The sequence below is a fragment of the Coxiella endosymbiont of Dermacentor marginatus genome, from assembly GCF_907164955.1.
GTDB lineage: Bacteria > Pseudomonadota > Gammaproteobacteria > Coxiellales > Coxiellaceae > Coxiella.
In genome coordinates, this window is record NZ_OU015521.1 from 697730 (window position 1) to 715222 (window position 17493).

Below are 17493 nucleotides of genomic sequence, written 5' to 3' on the forward strand. Positions count from 1 at the left end.
GGATAAAATGACTGTGGTTTATGATATTGCCGTGGTAGGAGCAACTGGTGTTGTTGGTGGCAAAATTCTCCAACTTCTCTTCGAGCGACAATTTCCCGTTGGGGAGATTTACCCAATTGCAAGCAAAAACTCAGAAGGGCAAAACGTACTTTTTGGCGGGAAACAAAAAAGAGTCCGTAGTTTAGAGAAATTCAATTTTTCCAAAGTCCAGTTTGCTTTTTTTTCAGCTGGAGCTGAACGTTCAGCCGAATATGCACTGTGTGCTGCAGAAGCTGGATGTATTGTAATCGATACTACTTCCTATTTTCGTTATGACGACGATATTCCGTTAGTAGTTCCAGAAGTAAATCCTTCTGCTTTAGAAAATTACTGCAATCATAATATCATTGCTAATCCTAATTGCTCCACTATCCAATTAGTGGTGGCTTTAAAACCTATCTATGATGCAGTAGGAATTACACGAGTAAACGTTGCTACTTATCAGTCCGTTTCAGGGGCAGGTCGGCGAGCTATTCAAGAGTTGGCAGAGCAAACAGCTCATTTATTGAATGGTGAGCCTATTGAAAAATCGACTATTTTTCCTTCGCAAATTGCCTTCAATGCTCTTCCTCATATTGATATTTTTTATGAAAATGGGTATACAAAGGAAGAAATGAAAATGGTTTGGGAGATACAAAAAATAATGGGAGATCCTAACTTATGGATTAATCCGACAGCCGTTCGTATTCCTGTATTTTTTGGTCATTCTGAAGCTGTGCATATCGAAACCCGCCATCCTATTAGTCTTGAAGAGGCAAGAGAATGCCTGTCCCAAGGACCTGGCGTTATTGTGGTGGATGAAAATAATTCTTATCCGACTGCGATTAGCCATGCTGTTAATGCTAACGCGGTTTTTGTTGGACGTATCCGAAAGGATATTTTCCATCCAAATGGATTAAATTTGTGGATAGTAGCCGATAATATTCGTAAAGGCGCTGCGCTTAATGCCATTCAGATAGCAGAGGTATTGATTGACAAAAACTTTTTTGCTGACGGTACATTTCATTAACAGTAAATCTCTTTTGTTCTAAAAAGACGAATGATTTATTACCTTGCAAAGAGGTACTTTTTTCTAATTGAATTGCTTCTTTAAAGATTATTAATAATATTTATGATAGGAAACATCCGAAATATTGCCATTGTTGCTCACGTAGATCATGGGAAAACTACTTTAGTAGACCGGTTACTCCAACAATCTGGGACTCTAAGCGATCGAACAGTGCTCTGTGAGCGGATGATGGATTTTAATGAGTTGGAACGAGAACGAGGTATTACCATTCTTGCGAAAAACACGGCTATTCATTGGAACAATTACCATATTAATATCGTTGATACTCCAGGGCATGCTGATTTTGGTGGTGAAGTGGAACGTATTTTATCAATGGTTGATTCTGTCTTACTACTAGTAGATGCAGTGGAAGGTCCGATGCCACAAACTGAATTTGTGGCTCGCAAATCTTTTGCATGGGGACTAAAACCAATTTTAGTAGTGAATAAAATAGATTGTCTGGAAGCACGTCCTGACTGGGTAGTAGAACGAGTTTTCGATCTATTTGTAAGCCTAAACGCAACTGATGAACAATTGGATTTTCCAGTTGTTTATGCATCAGCTTTAAAAGGTTATGCTACTTTAGATCCCAAACAGACTGCTTCGGATATGAAGCTACTTTTTGAAACAATTTTATCGAAGGTAGAACCGCCTAAGGTTGATTTGAATGGTCCTTTTCAAATGCAAATTTCCTCCTTAGATTATTCAAGTTATGTAGGGTCTATTGGTATTGGGCGGGTTCAACGCGGTACCGTCCTTCGAAATACGCCGGTGATTGTTATTGATCGTGAAGGTAAGAAACGTTCGGGCCGCATTTTGAAGTTGCTGGGTTTTTTAGGCTTACAAAAAATCGATATTGATATAGCTAATGCGGGAAATATTGTGGCCATAATGGGTATTGAAAATTTGAGAATTTCAGACACGCTTTGCGACCCACAATACCCAGAAGCTTTACTTCCTCTTATCGTAGACGAACCAATAGTTAGTATGACTTTTCAAATAAATAATTCACCTTTTACAGGTCGTGAAGGGAAATTTTTAACAAGTCGCCAAATTAAAGAACGACTGGAGAGAGAATTAATCGTTAATATCGCTCTACGAGTCACTTTTGGTTCCGATGTAAACAAATTTGTTGTCTGCGGAAGAGGAGAGCTTCATTTATCAATATTGATTGAAAATATGCGTCGCGAAGGTTACGAGTTTGCAGTTTCACGACCTGAAGTGATTAAAAAATTCGTTGATGGCATATTGTGTGAACCATTTGAAAATTTAATATTGGATATCAAAGAAGAACATCAAGGTAATATCATTCAAAATTTAGTAAAACGTAAAGGTGAGTTAAAAAATATGACTCTGGATGGTAAAGGGAGAGTACGCTTAGATTATTTAATCCCAACGCGGGGTTTAATTGGTTTACATGCTCAATTTTCGACCTTAACATCTGGATCTGGTACTATGTATCACATGTTTGATCATTATGGCCCATTAGTTCAGGAATCTTTGCAAACACGCACTCGCGGAGTGCTAATTTCTAACAGTCAGGGAATTGCTACTGCATATGCCCTCTGGAATTTGCAAGCTTGTGGGGATTTATTTATTAAGCCACGACAACCGGTTTATAAAGGAATGATTATCGGGAAATGTTTACGAGATAATAATCTGTTTGTGAATGCTTGTCGTGAAAAACAGCTTACTAATATTCGAGCTTCGGGTAGTGACGAAAGTATTATTTTAACCCAACCTGTTAAATTCAGTTTAGAACAGGCCCTACAATTTATTGTAGATGATGAATTAGTGGAAGTTACTCCGCAATCCATCCGCCTTCGTAAAAAAGCACTTAAAAAAAGATATAAGCGACATTAATCAGCGAAACAGAGTAAGTGAATTGATACTTTCTCGCTAAAATTTCCTTTTATCAGAGCAAAAAGATAAAGCTCCTTATAGGGGTAGTTTTATCTTCGATATAAAGCCTATTGTTACAAAAAGAAAGTTTTATTAGAAAGCTTTTACAAGCGTTAAAAATTAAATTCGTGTTATTACCAAAGACGAGGCCTCTCTTTTACTCACTAAGAGAATTAAGAAAAAAGGTTTGTTCACTAATTATCTGATCTTTAAGAGGTCGTTTTTTTGAATTAGCAAAACAAAATAACCACAGAGAAAAGAATTTTTCTCTAAACCATTGGATTATTCGATACTTTCTAAATGCATATCATATCCTTTGCAACTTATATATAAGGGCGCTATGATCGATTAGTATAAATTAATACTATATATTTTTTATAGAACTTCAAAGGTAATAAACATATTTGGATATGGCACTAAAATTGATTTGAATCTTTAAAAGTCCAGAAGGAGAAAAATCAAATTCACTAAGAAAAAAATTAGCTTTTTAAAAAGTTGAAATGATCTCAAACCTTGAGGTCTAAAAAACTTCTCCTTAATTAGAAGGATGATTTTCTATCAAAAAAATATCCGCTTTATTAAACAAACCTTGCTTAATAAGATTTTTCAAATGATTAGATTGAAAAGTTTTACATTATTATTAAACAGAGCTTTATGAGTATTTTATTTATCAGAAAGGAAGCTCGATTGAGTTATGAGGGGAGGGTAGGTACTCTCTACCTAAACTTAGATGAAAATACAAATTTATGTAAACATTGATTATGCACTCTTAAATCCTACATCCTCTTTTCAAACTTGCGTTGTATTTAAATTTTTATAGATAAAATTAAATACATAAGGAAATACTATCGTAGTACTCAAGTTTCAATTTCAACTGCTCATCTTAAGGAATATAATAATGTAAAAAATATTGATATTCTATCTACAAAGCAATTCTAAGTACATTAGAATCAACTGAAAGTAATTTCTAATGAAGACGTTGTTTATACCAATTGGTAAGATATATTTAAAAGAACAGACAAAATCTAAATTTAAAGTTAATCAAAAAGAGAAAACTAAAAATCTGTTAGAAATTGAAAAATCTCAGAGGGAGAAGCATTTACAATTTAAGCATGTCTGATTTGGTTTCATAAAGAGAAGAAAAATTAGAAAATCCAGATAAATATAAGTTAAATTAACACTAAGTTAGAAAATGAATAAAAATTATCCCTAAAGCTCTTGATAAATATCAGAGAGCAAGAGTATGCTGTTCCACTATTTATGCTAAGCAATAAAAAAATTCTTCTTGGTATTACAGGTGCTATCGCTGCTTATAAAAGCGTTGAGCTGGTACGTCAATTGAAAAAGCAAGGCGCGTTAGTTCGGGTAGTAATGACACCGGCAGCGAAAGCTTTTATCGCCCCATTAACTTTTCAGGCAGTTTCAGGAGCGCCTGTAGTATGTGAGTTATTTTCTTTAGGAGGAACTTCTGGGATGGAGCATATTGATTTAGCCCATTGGTGTGAGCAAGTCTTAGTTTCTCCCGCCAGTGCTGGCTTTATTGCGCGTTTAGCTTACGGTCAAGCAGATGATCTACTAACAACTCTTTGTTTAGCGACAGAAGCGCCTATCGCGGTGGCTCCTTCTATGAATCAACGAATGTGGTTTAATAAAATAACTCAAGTGAATATTAAGCGATTGCAAAAATACGGAATTGAAATATTTGGCCCCGGAATAGGTATTCAGGTGTGTGGAGATTATGGTCCGGGGCGATTATTGGAGCCTGAAGAATTAGTGAGTTGTTTGGAAAAACATGCTGTTGAAAAAATTCTTATAGGGAAGCGCGTACTTATAACAGCAGGCCCAACACATGAAGCTATCGATCCTGTCCGCTACCTAACCAACCGAAGTTCTGGAAAAATGGGCTACGCTTTAGCAGAAGCAGCTGCTGTAATGGGTGCTGAAGTTACTTTAATTAGTGGACCAACAAACTTATCCCTTTCTAAAAAAATTAATTGTATTAACGTTGTTAATGCACAAGAAATGTTTAAGGCGGTTATACAGAGAATTTCAAATTGTGACGTATTTATCAGTGTGGCAGCCATAAGTGATTATCGTTCTGCAATAGAATCAGCTACAAAGATAAAAAAATCTAAAATTAATTTATCTCTTAATTTAGTTAAAAATCCTGATGTTGTATCAATAGTAAGCGGATTATCTAAAAAACCTTTCATTGTGGGTTTTGCATTGGAAACTGAAAATCATTTGGAAAACGCAAAAATAAAATTACAACAGAAAAATATGGATATGATTATACTTAATTCGGAAAAAGCGTTTGAAAGTGATAAAAGTGCCGTTACTGTAATTAATCGATTAGGAGAAATAAAAGATCTTTCCTTAGATAAGAAATCTTCTCTAGCAATTGACTTGATAAAATTGATTGCTGCAAACTTAATCCGACCTTCGATCGATCAACCATCATAAAATAAAATCTTTGATAAAGAAAAAATAAAAAATCTAAGAGAACTAGTAGTAAGTACATCTAACTATTAACTATTTCTTGATTAAGAAATATTTAGAATAGGAGGAAATGCAGTAGCAATAAAAACCAACCAGGCAAAATACAGATTATAGATTTTCATTTTAATTTCTGTTGTGCATTTCTTTTTTAAAGGTTTGCAATCCTTTCATTGCAATAATAGGCGATAGTAATTGGGATCATGATTTTCTTGTAATGGTTAAAACTGTGATATAAAGTTTTTAAGTATGGTATTGATAAAATGTAGTTGCTGAGCTTTTATAAATTAGTTTAGGAAGATAAATCTCAAGAAAATTAGAGTAATCGAGCACCTCTCTTCTAATCTTTGATTTTTCTGGTTAATTTTGATAAAGGTATATAATAAAGTGAAAAGATAATTTCTATTCTCTTCTTAAGAGAAAGGTGTAGGGCAGTATTTTTTGTTGGAATAGAGCTTGGAAGAAGGAGAACATTCATTTATAGTTAGCGATCCTAATACGGAAGAAGTTTATGTGAAACCAAAGAAAATAAGATATTTGAGGAGGGTTCATTATACTCTTCTACTATTAGCTTGGATAGGGGTGAGTATGATTGTATGAGAAAGTTCAAAGCACCTCTCAGTCAAAATCAATTTGGATTGAACGTATCTTGATATAAGAAGATCATGAAGCGAAATGAAAAGGTTCTAAATAAAGTTATGCAAAACGAAAAAGTAGAGCAACAGAAGGAAATTAATGAGCTTTTGAAAGCCCCGCTTTTGTCAAGATTTAAATTATCATGACTGCCCGTATTGCTTTAGGTATCCGTTACGATGGATCTGCTTATCACGGCTGGCAAGTGCAAAAGGAACTTAGGACAGTTCAAGGAGAAGTAGAAAGAGCTTTATCTGCGGTAGCTGATCATACTGTTTCTGTGTTCTGTGCTGGCCGAACCGACGTTGGAGTACATGCGAGCGGGCAGGTAGTACATTTTGATACAACTTCTTATCGTAGTGAGCACGCATGGGTTTCTGGTACTAACAGCAATCTTCCTTTCGACATCAGTATCTTATGGGCTAAGGAAGTAAATAAGAATTTTCATGCTCGATTTTCTGCTCAAGCTAGACGATATCGCTATATAATTTATAATCATAAAATTCGGCCTGGCATTCTATGTAAGGCAGTGGGTTGGTACTACCAGCCCTTAGATGAAAATCAAATGAGGATTGCTGCACAATATTTCATAGGAGAGCATGATTTTCAGTCGTTTCAAGGAGCGGATTGCCAATCACAAACTTCGGTACGCACTATATTTCTAATTGAAATTTTTCGAATTCAGTGTATGGTAATCGTCGAAGTTCAAGGTAATGCCTTTCTGTTGCATATGGTTCGAAATATTGTCGGTGTGTTGATTGCCATCGGAAGTGGAAAGAAAAATCCGGAATGGGCAGAAATTATCTTGAAAACTAAAGACTACCACAAAAGAGGAGTGACGGCACCGTCGAATGGATTATATTTAGTAGAAGTGACCTATTCTCAAGAATTTAGTTTACCTAAGACCCCGCCGGGACCTTTCCCATAATTAACTAAGGTTAAGGTAGATGAATTGGTTTGCAAAATTATTGCCGCGAATCTCTACACCCACAAAAAAATGGGTTCCGGGAGGAATTTGGGATAAATGCCCTTCTTGTACAGAGGTTCTTTATCGTGCCGAGTTGGAGCGGAATCTAGAAGTTTGTCCTAAGTGTAATCATCATATTCGTATTAATGCTCGAAAACGATTAATGCAATTTTTAGATGAAGAGGGTCAAGAAGAAATAGGAGGAAATATCGCACCGGTAGACTGTCTTAAGTTTCGAGATTCAAAGAAATATAAAGATCGGCTTAATAGTGCTCAAAAGGCAGTAGGAGAAAAGGAAGCTCTTGTCGTGTATAAAGGAAATCTTTATACTATTCCAATTGTTGTTGCTGCGTTTGATTTTTCTTTTATCGGAGGCTCAATGGGAGTTGCTGTTGGGGAACGATTTGTAAGGGGCGCAGAGACAGCAATAGCTAAAGAGCAGCCGTTTGTTTGTTTTTCAGCGAGCGGGGGAGCTCGGATGCAGGAAGGTCTTTTTTCCTTGTTTCAAATGGCTAAGGCAAGCGCTGTGTTAGCACGGTTGGCAAAGCAAAAAATCCCATTTCTTTCGATATTAGCGGATCCTACTATGGGAGGAGTTTCTGCCAGCTTGGCTATGTTAGGTGATATTATCATTGCGGAACCTAATGCACTAATTGGATTTTCTGGTCCACGTGTGATTGAACAAACTATTCGGGAAATACTACCGAAAGGTTTTCAACGTAGTGAATTTTTATTAGAACATGGAGCTATTGATATGGTAGTGGATCGTCGTGAATTAAGAAGAACTGTGGTATCTCTCATCACTCAATTAACTCACCGGCCTCAACCGGATGTAGGACCTGTAAAGACAATTTAATCTAGCTTTCATTGGATTAATTATCAAAACTTATCTCAATCCTGATGGGACGTAATAAGTAGCTGGGATTCCAAAATAGGGGAGGCAAAATGATGGCTCTGCGAGGTATGAACGATTGGTTGGATTATATTAACACACTTCATTGTCGTGAAATTAATTTAGGTTTATCTCGGATTACAAACTTAGTAAAAAAATTAGGGCTGTCTGCTTTTTCGTGTCCCGTCATTACTGTAGCAGGAACAAATGGCAAGGGGTCTGTAGTTAAATCTCTTGAAAGCATTTACCTTTCTGCTGGTTATCAAGTGGCAGCTTATACATCGCCTCACTTATTATTCTTTAATGAGCGATTGTGTTTTAATGGCGAGCTAGTAATTGATAAAGATTTTATTGAAGCTTTTGAGTTTATTGAGAAAAATCGTGATCGGCAACCTCTCAGCTTTTTTGAGTTTACCACTTTAGCATGTCTGTATATTTGCAAAAAATTAGAATTAGATGTTTTACTGTTAGAAGTAGGATTGGGAGGACGTTTAGATGCTGTTAATGTTGTTGATTCAGATGTTTCGGTGATCACCACAATTGATATTGATCACATAGATTGGTTAGGAAACGATCGAGAATCTATTGGACGAGAAAAAGCAGGAATTTTTCGGGCATATCGCCCGGTGATTTGTGGTGATCCTAATCCACCAAAGAGCGTTCTTGAAGCAGCTCAATTACTACAAGCCCCTGTTTTTCAATTTATGAAAGACTTTTCAATAATCGAAAATGGAAAAACATGGAAGTGGCAATATCCTAATATTAATTACGATGCTTTACCTTTGCCTAAATTAAAAATCCAAAATGTAGCTACTAGCCTAATGGTGGTAACTCAGTTGCAAAATCAACTACCTGTAAAGGAATTAGCTATTGTAGCTGGTATCCAAAGAGCTACTTTACCTGGTCGTTTTGAGCAAGTAGAGCAGCCCGTTTCCATTATTTTTGATGTAGCACATAATTCGCAATCCACTCACTATCTGGCAGAGCAGCTTCGCCGTTCACCGTGTTCTGGAAGGACTTTTGCAGTAGTAGGAATGTTAAAAGATAAAGATATTTCAGGTACTTTCTCGCCTATACTTTCTTGTGTTGATCGTTGGTATGTAGGTAATTTGGCAGAAATACGAGGTGCTTTAGGTAGAAAACTAGTAAGTATTTTAAGAACAGAAGGCGTTAAAGATTGTTATAATTTTAGGTCGATTGATGAGGCTTTTGAGAAAGCAATTTCGCAGTGCGAAGCGCAGGATCGCATTTTGGTTTTTGGTTCATTTTATACGGTATCTATAGCTAAACAATTTCTTTTCCGAAATTTAGAGCTACGGAAATTAAAACTAAACAAAGAGTAATTGGAGCAGTAATCATGCTCGCTGTAGGAGCAATTTTTTTCCCGTTGTTTTTGTATAACCCTCATTCAGTCGTTAATTTATCAATGGTAACGACAGTTCCAAAAGCACCAGATAAACCTGAAGTGCAATTGCAATTTTCAGAGCCTTTAGATCTTAAAGAAAAATCTATTCTTTTGATCCCTAATCAGAGTTGATAGTGCAATCTCTTCTGTTCCATCTAGATTCCAGGTAAAAACTCGCCATTTATGCGTGCCCTCTCAAACAACTATTTCATCTACTCAATCGAAGGAGGAATTGAACATTACGAAGAGGGCTTCAGTAATTAAAACCAGTAAAAGTCACATACGTCAGTTAGGTTATTACTATTAATGGCTCCTAAGACTTGGATAATTCAAGTAGCTAGTTTTTTAGATCAAGATAATACAAAATTGTTTCTTAAAAAATTACAAGTGAGTAATTTTAACGCTTAGCTTGTATTTGTTAGATCAAAGAAAGATGATCAGTCGTATTTTTGTAGAAACTGTAGTTGATTACGATAAAATTGTTCAAATTCTTAATGAACCAAAACAAAAATTACATTTAAATGGTATTGTTAAAAGATATTAAATAAGTTAGAAATAGTTTTATAAAATAGGTAGATACAATGAACTTTAACATTGTTTCACATTTTAATTGGGTTGATTTCACTATTATTGGAATTGTTATTTGCTCAATCATTATTAGTTTTTTTCGTGGTTTCGTAAGAGAAGCTGTTTCATTAGTTACATGGATTTCTGCAGTTACTATTGCTTTTAAATTTACAGATCCTATTCAAAGTTATTTGAATATATGGATTAGTTCGGATTTTCTTAGGTATATAGTCGCTTTTAGCATTTTATTTTTAGCTGTTTTTATTTTTGGAATTTTTGTTAATTTGATTACGCGTATTTTAGTAAGAAAAACAGGTCTTACTATTATTGATCGCTTGCTTGGTGTTTTTTTTTGGAGCAGGACGTGGCTTACTTATCGTTGCCATTTTGCTTATGTTTTTTAACGTGTGCAATATAAAGGACGAAAGCGCAGTGGTTCAAGTAACGTGGTTAAATCAATTTTTATCATCACAGATTAGAAATATTTTGCAATGGTTAGCGGAGCCCACCTTAAATCGGGACTAATGGAGGTTAGTATGTAATGTGTGGAATTGTAGGTATTATTGCTCATAACCGTGTAAACCGAGCTATTTATGATGCATTAACCATCTTGCAACATCGTGGACAAGATGCAGCTGGTATCATGACAAGTGATGGTAAGCGAGTTTTTTTACGGAAATCTAGAGGATTAGTGTGTGACGCAATTCGCGAACCTCATATGCTTCGTCTTATGGGTAATATGGGAATAGGACATGTTCGTTATCTCACAACAGGTATAGGAAGTCCTACCGAGTCGCAGCCCTTTTATGTAAATTCTCCTTACGGTTTGAGTTTAGTTCATAATGGTAATTTAGTGAATGTTAAAGAATTAACGAATGATTTAATCCATAAGGATTTGCGCCACTTAAATACTACCTCAGACTCAGAAATTTTACTCAATGTAGTGGCCCGAGAATTAGAGCGTTCTGGGAGTATGCACCTTTCCCCTAAACAATTATTTAAAGCTATGAAGAAAGTGTATGAGCGGGTTGAAGGAGCGTTTTCAGCAGTCATGATTATTAATGGTTATGGTGTGGTGAGCTTTCGTGATCCGCATATCATTCGGCCGTTAGTTTATGGTAAGCGGGATAATGAAAGTGGCCCGGAATTCATGTTGGCTTCAGAAAGTATTGCTTTAGATGCGTTGGGTTTTGAGCTTTTGGGTGACGTTGGTCCCGGTGAAGTAATCTATTTTGATCGAGAGGGACAAATTTATCGAGAGCAATGCGCTAAAAAAGTTAGTCGCTCTCCGTGTATTTTTGAGTACACTTACTTAGCGCGTCCTGACTCTATCATGGATAACGTACCTGTATATCAGGCAAGGGCTGGTATGGGTAGAAGCTTGGCTGAAAAGATTTTACGAGAACGACCTGATCATGATATCGATGTGGTTATTCCAATTCCTGATACGAGTCGTAATGCTGCCCATGCTTTATCTCAGGTTTTAAGCATCCCTTATTCGGAAGGATTTATAAAAAATCGCTATATTGGGCGAACGTTTATTATGCAGGGACAAGCTCTACGTCAGAGTTCCGTTCGTTTAAAGTTGAATGCAATTAAATCTGAATTTGCTAGTAAAACTGTTTTATTAGTGGATGATTCAATAGTCAGAGGAACCACCTCAAAAGAGATTATTCAAATGGCTCGTGATGCAGGAGCAAAAAAAGTATATTTTGCTTCAGCAACTCCTGAAATTCGTTATCCTAATGTGTACGGAATTGATATGCCTATAGCGGCAGAATTAATTGCGTACGAAAGATCAGTTGACGATATTAGAAAATCAATTGGGGCAGACTGGTTAATATATCAAGATCTTACCGATGTTTATCGGGCAGTAAACAATGCAGTAATTTCAGGGAAGCCAAAAATTGAACGATTCGAAGATTCTGTTTTTACTGGTGACTATATCGCTGGTAAAGTTACTAGAGCGTATTTAGACGAATTAGCTAATTTACGACGTAATGCTATCGTGAAACAAAAAAATTTTTTATCAAACAATACGTTATGAAAGAATGACTGTATTCTGATATGAATGATTCTTATTCTTGAGTTTTTAATGTATTTATTAAATATTACGATTTTATGTATTCAAAAGGAAGATTCTTATTTTTATGTTTATAAAAATTTATTATCGAAAACGTCAAAACCTTTCAAATATGTTAATATATTCCCTTGGTCTTCATTTTTTAAGCATATTTTAAGCATAAAATTAAATAAAGTACCGAGGAAAGATACTGGCGTGTTACTTTGTATTATATTTTGTAATGGAAAGATATCTCCGGCAACGAATTTTATTTAGGACAACTCCCAAGAAATGCCAGCTGAATTGGATTTATGGATTATATCATCGAAATGTAATAATCGAATGTAATAAAAGCACCAATTCGTAGAAAGTAAATTTTTTTATCTAAAGCTTTCAATTGATTCTAAGAACGGCCAAAATATGACAATGTTTAATTGACATATTTTTATTTGCCTATGATAAAATTGCACTGATCGGTTAGTACAATTTTATCATTTGAGAAAGATTTCAGTTTTAGACTGCTTTTCCGTAAAGATTACGAAACAGGAAAAGCTGGAAGTCAAAAATGACTATTTTGTCTTATTAATGTTAGTTATTTCGCGTTTGGCGTATTTCTTACGGAATCGTTCAACGCGACCTGCTACATCAACAATTTTTTGTTGACCAGTATAAAAAGGATGACATTCCGAGCAGATTTCCAGATGAAGATCATGCTCTAAAGTGGAACCTACAGAAAAGATATTTCCGCAACTGCAGGTCACTTTAACTTCTTGATAGTTTGGATGAATCTCTTTTTTCATATTCTTCTTTATTTAGTATAAAACCTCAGAGTTATAGCTTAATTTGAAATAGATAACAAGTGGATACTTCCCTGTTCAGCAGCTACATTAAATAAGCTCGAGAATTATTGACTTCAGAGCAAAACGAAACACCCAAAACTCAAAGAAAGTCCATTTCTGTCTTCTTTAATTTAGGGGAGTCCTCCCTTTTTATACGTTTTTCGAACTTGAGAAAATTACATAATACGAATTTTCTGAACCGTTAAATTATCATCATTTTTATCACATTATCTTTCTTTCTATTTATAAGATACTGATTCATCGGCATATTATTTTCTTTGATCTTGGTACTCAAGGTTCTTTACTTGAATTTGTAAAGCATGGATATCCGTTTTCATTAAATCATCCAAGGCTTTATAAATCATGCGATGACACTCAACGGGGTTTTTATTTTTAAAAGCTTTCTCTGCTACAATAGAGACAAAAAAATGTCCTTTTTGCTCTTTAGAGCCAATATGGCCTGTGTGATGATGACTTTCATCAAGTACTGTTAGTTTTTCCGGATGAAAAACTTCAACGAGTCGTTTTTGAATCTGAATAATGCGTTCTTTTTGAAGAGACATAAGCTTATTATAGTATAATTTCTTCAGCTACACCAGGTTTTTATTATCTTTTCTTCCAACTGTTGTACATGAGTCGATCAAACATTTTGACAAGACGTTAAGTTTTATTCTTGTTTTTTTACAATAGATTACATGATAATAAATTAATTAAAAATTTTTGTTTTTATTTGTAAACACAGTTTAAACTTATTCAACAAATTTGTGTTGTAATAATATACGGCTATAGAATCTAATACGACCCCAGGATTTAAAATTTCTAAAAATCTCTATCTAAGAAAAAAAAGTAATCCAACTCAGATCTAAATGAAGATCACCCTCCCCCTATCAAGTAACTCGAGTTTTCTTTAAGAATTTAATGGATCAAGAGAATCTATAAGCAGTAACAAAAGCAACTAATTAAAAATAAGCTGAAAAGAATATGTATTTAAAGTCTAAAGTCAACTTCTAATTTTAGTAAAAGAAGATAACGATACTGCTATTATTAATCTATAGTGATGATACGAATAAATCCCGATAACCCATAGAGACCTCACTTAAGCAAGTAATGAGAATTCTTGAAGAAGACAGAGTAATTATTTATTCTGGCAAACATACTTTAAAGTATGTTTGCCAGAATAAATAAGCCTTTATAATATAATATTACCTAGAGGATAAAGAAAGAACGTATTTTTATTGATTAAGAATTATCATAGGCTTATTACTTCTATCACTAAATTCACTAAATTAATTGCAGCTTTAATTAGGCATTATTAGTCAATGAAAATTGATAAACGTCTTACCATAAGCTAATTTTAGGAGTACTTACTTCTTTTGGAAGACATATTGAATCAAGAAACATTATTAGCTTTTTACTAGAAACGCTTGCTTTCATTACCTGTCATCAACCTATTTTACGAGAAGAAATTGAGGCAATTTGTAGGGTTATGATAAGTTCGGATATTATGCAGCAATTATTAGATTAAGTGGATTAAAAATAGATAGATATTGAGATGTTTTAAGGATAGTTCGGTTTACATGTAACCACATAAGCTTTTTAGATTATTTTAATTTAAAAAGATAACCGACTTAACATTTAATTTAACACTTAAAAAAAGGTGGTGAATTTAGAAAAAAGAGTAGCGTATTCAGTGGAACAATTAGCATTATCAGCTACATCTTCTTCTAAATAAAAATGAAAAAAGAGAAAATAATGAAACACTTTGTTTTTATTAACGTGAAGTTTAAAAATTTAATCGATAATATGCATCCGTAATTTTTATTTTTAATGCTATTTTTGACTCATATTTGAGAACATATAAAAAATGATTTTTGATGTTTCCATCCATCTGGTCAATTTAAAATAACGTGTGATAAATAAGGTGAAGGGTTGAAGTTTCGTAGCTAAATAAGGCCAAGATAAGCAAGTGAAAGACTTGCAAAGCATGTGCTCATTGCTCTTATTTCACTTTATCCGTTAAAACTAAGCTTCTTTTAGTAGTATCATTTATGCAAGACAACCGTAGTTTGGTTCATTTCAAACTTAGATAAAAAACTATCATAGTAAGTGAGTAATGCAATCAAGACAGTCTGTCGTGTATAAATAAACATCACCTCATATTTTATATATAAACTCCTGATTAAGCAGCAGAATTTGACTTTCTTTAAGGAATTCGATTTACGTTTGTTTATTTAATGCAAAAAGAGATCAATATTCCTAATTTTTCTCAAGGACAGTGGTTTGAAAACAACCTCTTGGATTAAAAATCGATTGCTTATGATGTTTTAAATCGCAATTTTTTGGCTTTTGATCGTTTTTGCTTTTTGACTATCTTTAATAAAATAATTCACAAAACACCCCATCTGATAAGAGACTAAACAAGGATAAGATATTTCTTAGGGTATTTCTTTTGATGTTCAAATATTAACATATCATTGGTATACATTGAATCTTATTGATAAGATTGTGATTTTATTCAAATTCTATGTCCTTAAAGACTTCATAGAAGTGCTGGAGATACTTAAGATATATTGTTATGATTCTCTTAAATCTCTAGTTTATCTTCATCATGGAGTTATAGTGGATGTTAATAGTTATCCTCTAATTTATCGACTTGGATTGATATTAAAAGAAAAGGAAATGAAATTAGCGGTGGCAGAATCTTGTACAGGAGGGGGATTTTGTTGGGCTGTTACTTGTATTCCAGGAAGTTCTACTTGGTTTGAATGTGGGTTTATTACATACAGTGACAGTGCAAAAGAAGAACTTTTAGGCATAGATCCGAAATTAATAAAACAAGAAGGAGCTGTTAGTGAGGTGGTGGTGCGCGAAATGGCTGTAGGTGCTTTGAAACGAAGTCATGCGGATATCACTCTGAGTATTACAGGTATTGCTGGACCAAGTTGTGGGATGTTTAATAAAACCGCAGGAACTGTCTGGTTTGGAATTGCAAAAAAAATAGGCAAAGTACAATGTTACAAAGCTCATTTTGATAGCGGTCGTAAACACGTTCGAGATTCGGCAGTTGCTTGTGGATTAAAATATTTGCTTAAATCCATTGCAGTTTAAAGGAGTATAGAATATCAAAGCGATTTCTTACATAGAAAAAGTAGAATAATACCTTTAATAATTTTTCTGAAAAAATTCTATATTTATGAAGTAATTATTTTTAAATTTGATTTTAAGGAGTAAGAATGGACGATCGTAATAAAGCATTAAGCGCCACCTTATCTCAAATTGAGTGCCAATTTGGCAAGGGCTCAGTTATGCGTCTGGGCGATTCCAGCATTATTAAAGATATCGATGTAATTTCGACAGGTTCCTTGGGTTTAGATATTGTCTTGGGTGTAGGTGGCTTACCTCGAGGGCGTGTGATAGAAATTTATGGCCCAGAGGCTTCTGGAAAAACGACTTTAACGCTTCAAACGATTGTTTCTTGTCAGAAAATGGGAGGTATAGCAGCTTTTGTAGATGCTGAACATGCTTTGGATGCTATTTACGCTGAAAAATTGGGTGTTAATGTTAATGATTTGTTAATATCGCAACCTGATACTGGAGAACAAGCCTTAGAAATTACTGATATGTTGGTTCGCTCAGGCGCCATTGATGTTGTGGTGGTTGACTCTGTAGCTGCTTTGACACCTAAGGCTGAAATTGAAGGAGATATGGGCGATTCCCATATAGGACTTCAAGCACGATTAATGTCACAAGCATTGCGTAAACTTACTTCTAACATTAGGAAATCCAATACATTAGTAATATTTATTAATCAGATACGAATGAAAATCGGTGTCATTTTCGGTAGTCCCGAAATCACTACTGGTGGAAATGCACTCAAATTTTATTCCTCAGTACGGTTGGATATTCGTCGTGTTGGGTCAATTAAAAAAGGTGAAGAAATTATAGGTAGTGAAACACGAGTTAAAGTGGTTAAAAACAAGGTAGCACCACCTTTTCGTCAAGTGGAATTTGATATTTTATATGGGTTTGGGATTTCACGCGAAAGTGAATTAATTGAGCTTGGTGTTAAAAATGAGATCGTTGAAAAATCTGGTTCTTGGTATAGTTATAATGGTGAACGCATTGGGCAAGGAAAAGAAAATGTTCGCCAATTTTTAATTGAAAATCATGAAATTTCAAAAGAAATTGAAACTCGTTTACGAGAAAAATTATTTCCGAAACAAAAAAGTGGAGAAAAAATGGCTGAAGAGATTGTTGTGATAAAATGATAGATTTATATGAATGCGCTATTTCTTTATTGATAGAAAATTGCAGTAAAACATCATACGCAAGGATGATACAATTTCAACAATAGAAGCTTTAAATAAAATCATAGACATTACATTGAAGATCTTTCAAGACAAGTTATGCTGGAGTTTTTTTACATCAGCGCATCGACTGCAATTTTAATTCTTATCGTATCTTGGCAGAACTTAAACTAAGATACTGAATTCATTAGTCCAACAATATCCTCTAAGTAATGACCAAACATTTTGGTAGGAAGCACTGTCTTCTCTTTTGAAGAAGATAAAAAAGAGGAGATCATGAATAATATTTAAATTTAACTCAAAGAAAAGTTCTGCTTTTGATGTAACGAGAACTCG

14 protein-coding genes are annotated in these 17493 nt (G+C 34.5%); 12 read left to right on the forward strand and 2 right to left on the reverse strand.

The annotated features are described in order from the left end of the window. Positions 1-7 precede the first annotated feature (7 nt). The 9 genes from ONG85_RS02725 (at position 8) to purF (ending at position 11996) form a co-directional block, all read left to right on the forward strand. Entirely contained in the window at positions 8-1048 is a 1041-nt protein-coding gene (locus tag ONG85_RS02725; RefSeq protein ID WP_264435409.1) for an aspartate-semialdehyde dehydrogenase, read from the forward strand. 102 nt (positions 1049-1150) lie between these two features. Next, positions 1151-2950, forward strand: a complete 1800-nt coding sequence (gene typA / locus ONG85_RS02730; protein WP_264435410.1) for a translational GTPase TypA — start codon at positions 1151-1153, stop codon at positions 2948-2950. Between the two features lie 1257 nt (positions 2951-4207). After that, positions 4208-5452, forward strand: coding sequence for a bifunctional phosphopantothenoylcysteine decarboxylase/phosphopantothenate--cysteine ligase CoaBC (coaBC, locus tag ONG85_RS02735; protein ID WP_264435411.1), 1245 nt, complete (start codon positions 4208-4210; stop codon positions 5450-5452). A gap of 811 nt (positions 5453-6263) precedes the next feature. Further along, positions 6264-7046, forward strand: coding sequence for a tRNA pseudouridine(38-40) synthase TruA (gene truA / locus ONG85_RS02740; protein ID WP_264435412.1), 783 nt, complete (start codon positions 6264-6266; stop codon positions 7044-7046). Between the two features lie 19 nt (positions 7047-7065). Beyond that, entirely contained in the window at positions 7066-7941 is an 876-nt protein-coding gene (gene accD, locus ONG85_RS02745) for an acetyl-CoA carboxylase, carboxyltransferase subunit beta (RefSeq protein ID WP_264435413.1), read from the forward strand. An 89-nt stretch (positions 7942-8030) separates the two neighbouring features. After that, positions 8031-9320 (forward strand): bifunctional tetrahydrofolate synthase/dihydrofolate synthase, encoded by a 1290-nt coding sequence (folC, locus tag ONG85_RS02750; protein ID WP_264435414.1) that lies wholly within the window; start codon positions 8031-8033, stop codon positions 9318-9320. A gap of 14 nt (positions 9321-9334) precedes the next feature. Next, on the forward strand, positions 9335-9514 hold the full coding sequence (locus ONG85_RS02755) for a hypothetical protein (RefSeq protein ID WP_264435416.1): 180 nt from the start codon (positions 9335-9337) through the stop codon (positions 9512-9514). A 449-nt stretch (positions 9515-9963) separates the two neighbouring features. Next, positions 9964-10353 carry a CvpA family protein gene (locus ONG85_RS02760; RefSeq protein ID WP_264435417.1) on the forward strand — a complete coding sequence of 130 codons (390 nt, stop codon included), beginning with the start codon at positions 9964-9966 and terminating at the stop codon, positions 10351-10353. A gap of 137 nt (positions 10354-10490) precedes the next feature. Beyond that, on the forward strand, positions 10491-11996 hold the full coding sequence (gene purF / locus ONG85_RS02765; protein ID WP_264435418.1) for an amidophosphoribosyltransferase: 1506 nt from the start codon (positions 10491-10493) through the stop codon (positions 11994-11996). Between the two features lie 584 nt (positions 11997-12580). On the opposite strand, the gene rpmE is transcribed toward purF, so the two are convergent. Together rpmE and ONG85_RS02775 are read right to left on the reverse strand one after the other, a co-directional pair. Continuing rightward, positions 12581-12811, reverse strand: a complete 231-nt coding sequence (gene rpmE, locus ONG85_RS02770) for a 50S ribosomal protein L31 (protein WP_264435419.1) — start codon at positions 12809-12811, stop codon at positions 12581-12583. Between the two features lie 308 nt (positions 12812-13119). Beyond that, complete coding sequence (locus ONG85_RS02775; RefSeq protein WP_264435420.1) at positions 13120-13413, reverse strand: BolA family protein; 294 nt, start codon at positions 13411-13413, stop codon at positions 13120-13122. An 839-nt stretch (positions 13414-14252) separates the two neighbouring features. On the opposite strand from ONG85_RS02775, the gene ONG85_RS03530 reads away from it, so the two are divergent. The 3 genes from ONG85_RS03530 (at position 14253) to recA (ending at position 17118) form a co-directional block, all read left to right on the forward strand. After that, on the forward strand, positions 14253-14375 hold the full coding sequence (locus ONG85_RS03530; RefSeq protein WP_406566724.1) for an SMC-Scp complex subunit ScpB: 123 nt from the start codon (positions 14253-14255) through the stop codon (positions 14373-14375). Positions 14376-15469: 1094 nt separating this feature from the next. Further along, positions 15470-15958 (forward strand): CinA family protein, encoded by a 489-nt coding sequence (locus ONG85_RS02780; protein WP_264435421.1) that lies wholly within the window; start codon positions 15470-15472, stop codon positions 15956-15958. 125 nt (positions 15959-16083) lie between these two features. Further along, positions 16084-17118 (forward strand): recombinase RecA, encoded by a 1035-nt coding sequence (gene recA, locus ONG85_RS02785; RefSeq protein WP_264435422.1) that lies wholly within the window; start codon positions 16084-16086, stop codon positions 17116-17118. Positions 17119-17493 lie beyond the last annotated feature (375 nt).

Coding starts and splice junctions, on each gene's coding strand:
- ONG85_RS02725 (WP_264435409.1), top strand. CDS start 8: ATGACTGTGGTTTATGATATTGCCGTGGTAGGAGCAACTGGTGTTGTT.
- typA (WP_264435410.1), top strand. CDS start 1,151: ATGATAGGAAACATCCGAAATATTGCCATTGTTGCTCACGTAGATCAT.
- truA (WP_264435412.1), top strand. CDS start 6,264: ATGACTGCCCGTATTGCTTTAGGTATCCGTTACGATGGATCTGCTTAT.
- accD (WP_264435413.1), top strand. CDS start 7,066: ATGAATTGGTTTGCAAAATTATTGCCGCGAATCTCTACACCCACAAAA.
- folC (WP_264435414.1), top strand. CDS start 8,031: ATGATGGCTCTGCGAGGTATGAACGATTGGTTGGATTATATTAACACA.
- ONG85_RS02755 (WP_264435416.1), top strand. CDS start 9,335: ATGCTCGCTGTAGGAGCAATTTTTTTCCCGTTGTTTTTGTATAACCCT.
- ONG85_RS02760 (WP_264435417.1), top strand. CDS start 9,964: ATGAACTTTAACATTGTTTCACATTTTAATTGGGTTGATTTCACTATT.
- purF (WP_264435418.1), top strand. CDS start 10,491: ATGTGTGGAATTGTAGGTATTATTGCTCATAACCGTGTAAACCGAGCT.
- rpmE (WP_264435419.1), bottom strand. CDS start 12,811: ATGAAAAAAGAGATTCATCCAAACTATCAAGAAGTTAAAGTGACCTGC.
- ONG85_RS02775 (WP_264435420.1), bottom strand. CDS start 13,413: ATGTCTCTTCAAAAAGAACGCATTATTCAGATTCAAAAACGACTCGTT.
- recA (WP_264435422.1), top strand. CDS start 16,084: ATGGACGATCGTAATAAAGCATTAAGCGCCACCTTATCTCAAATTGAG.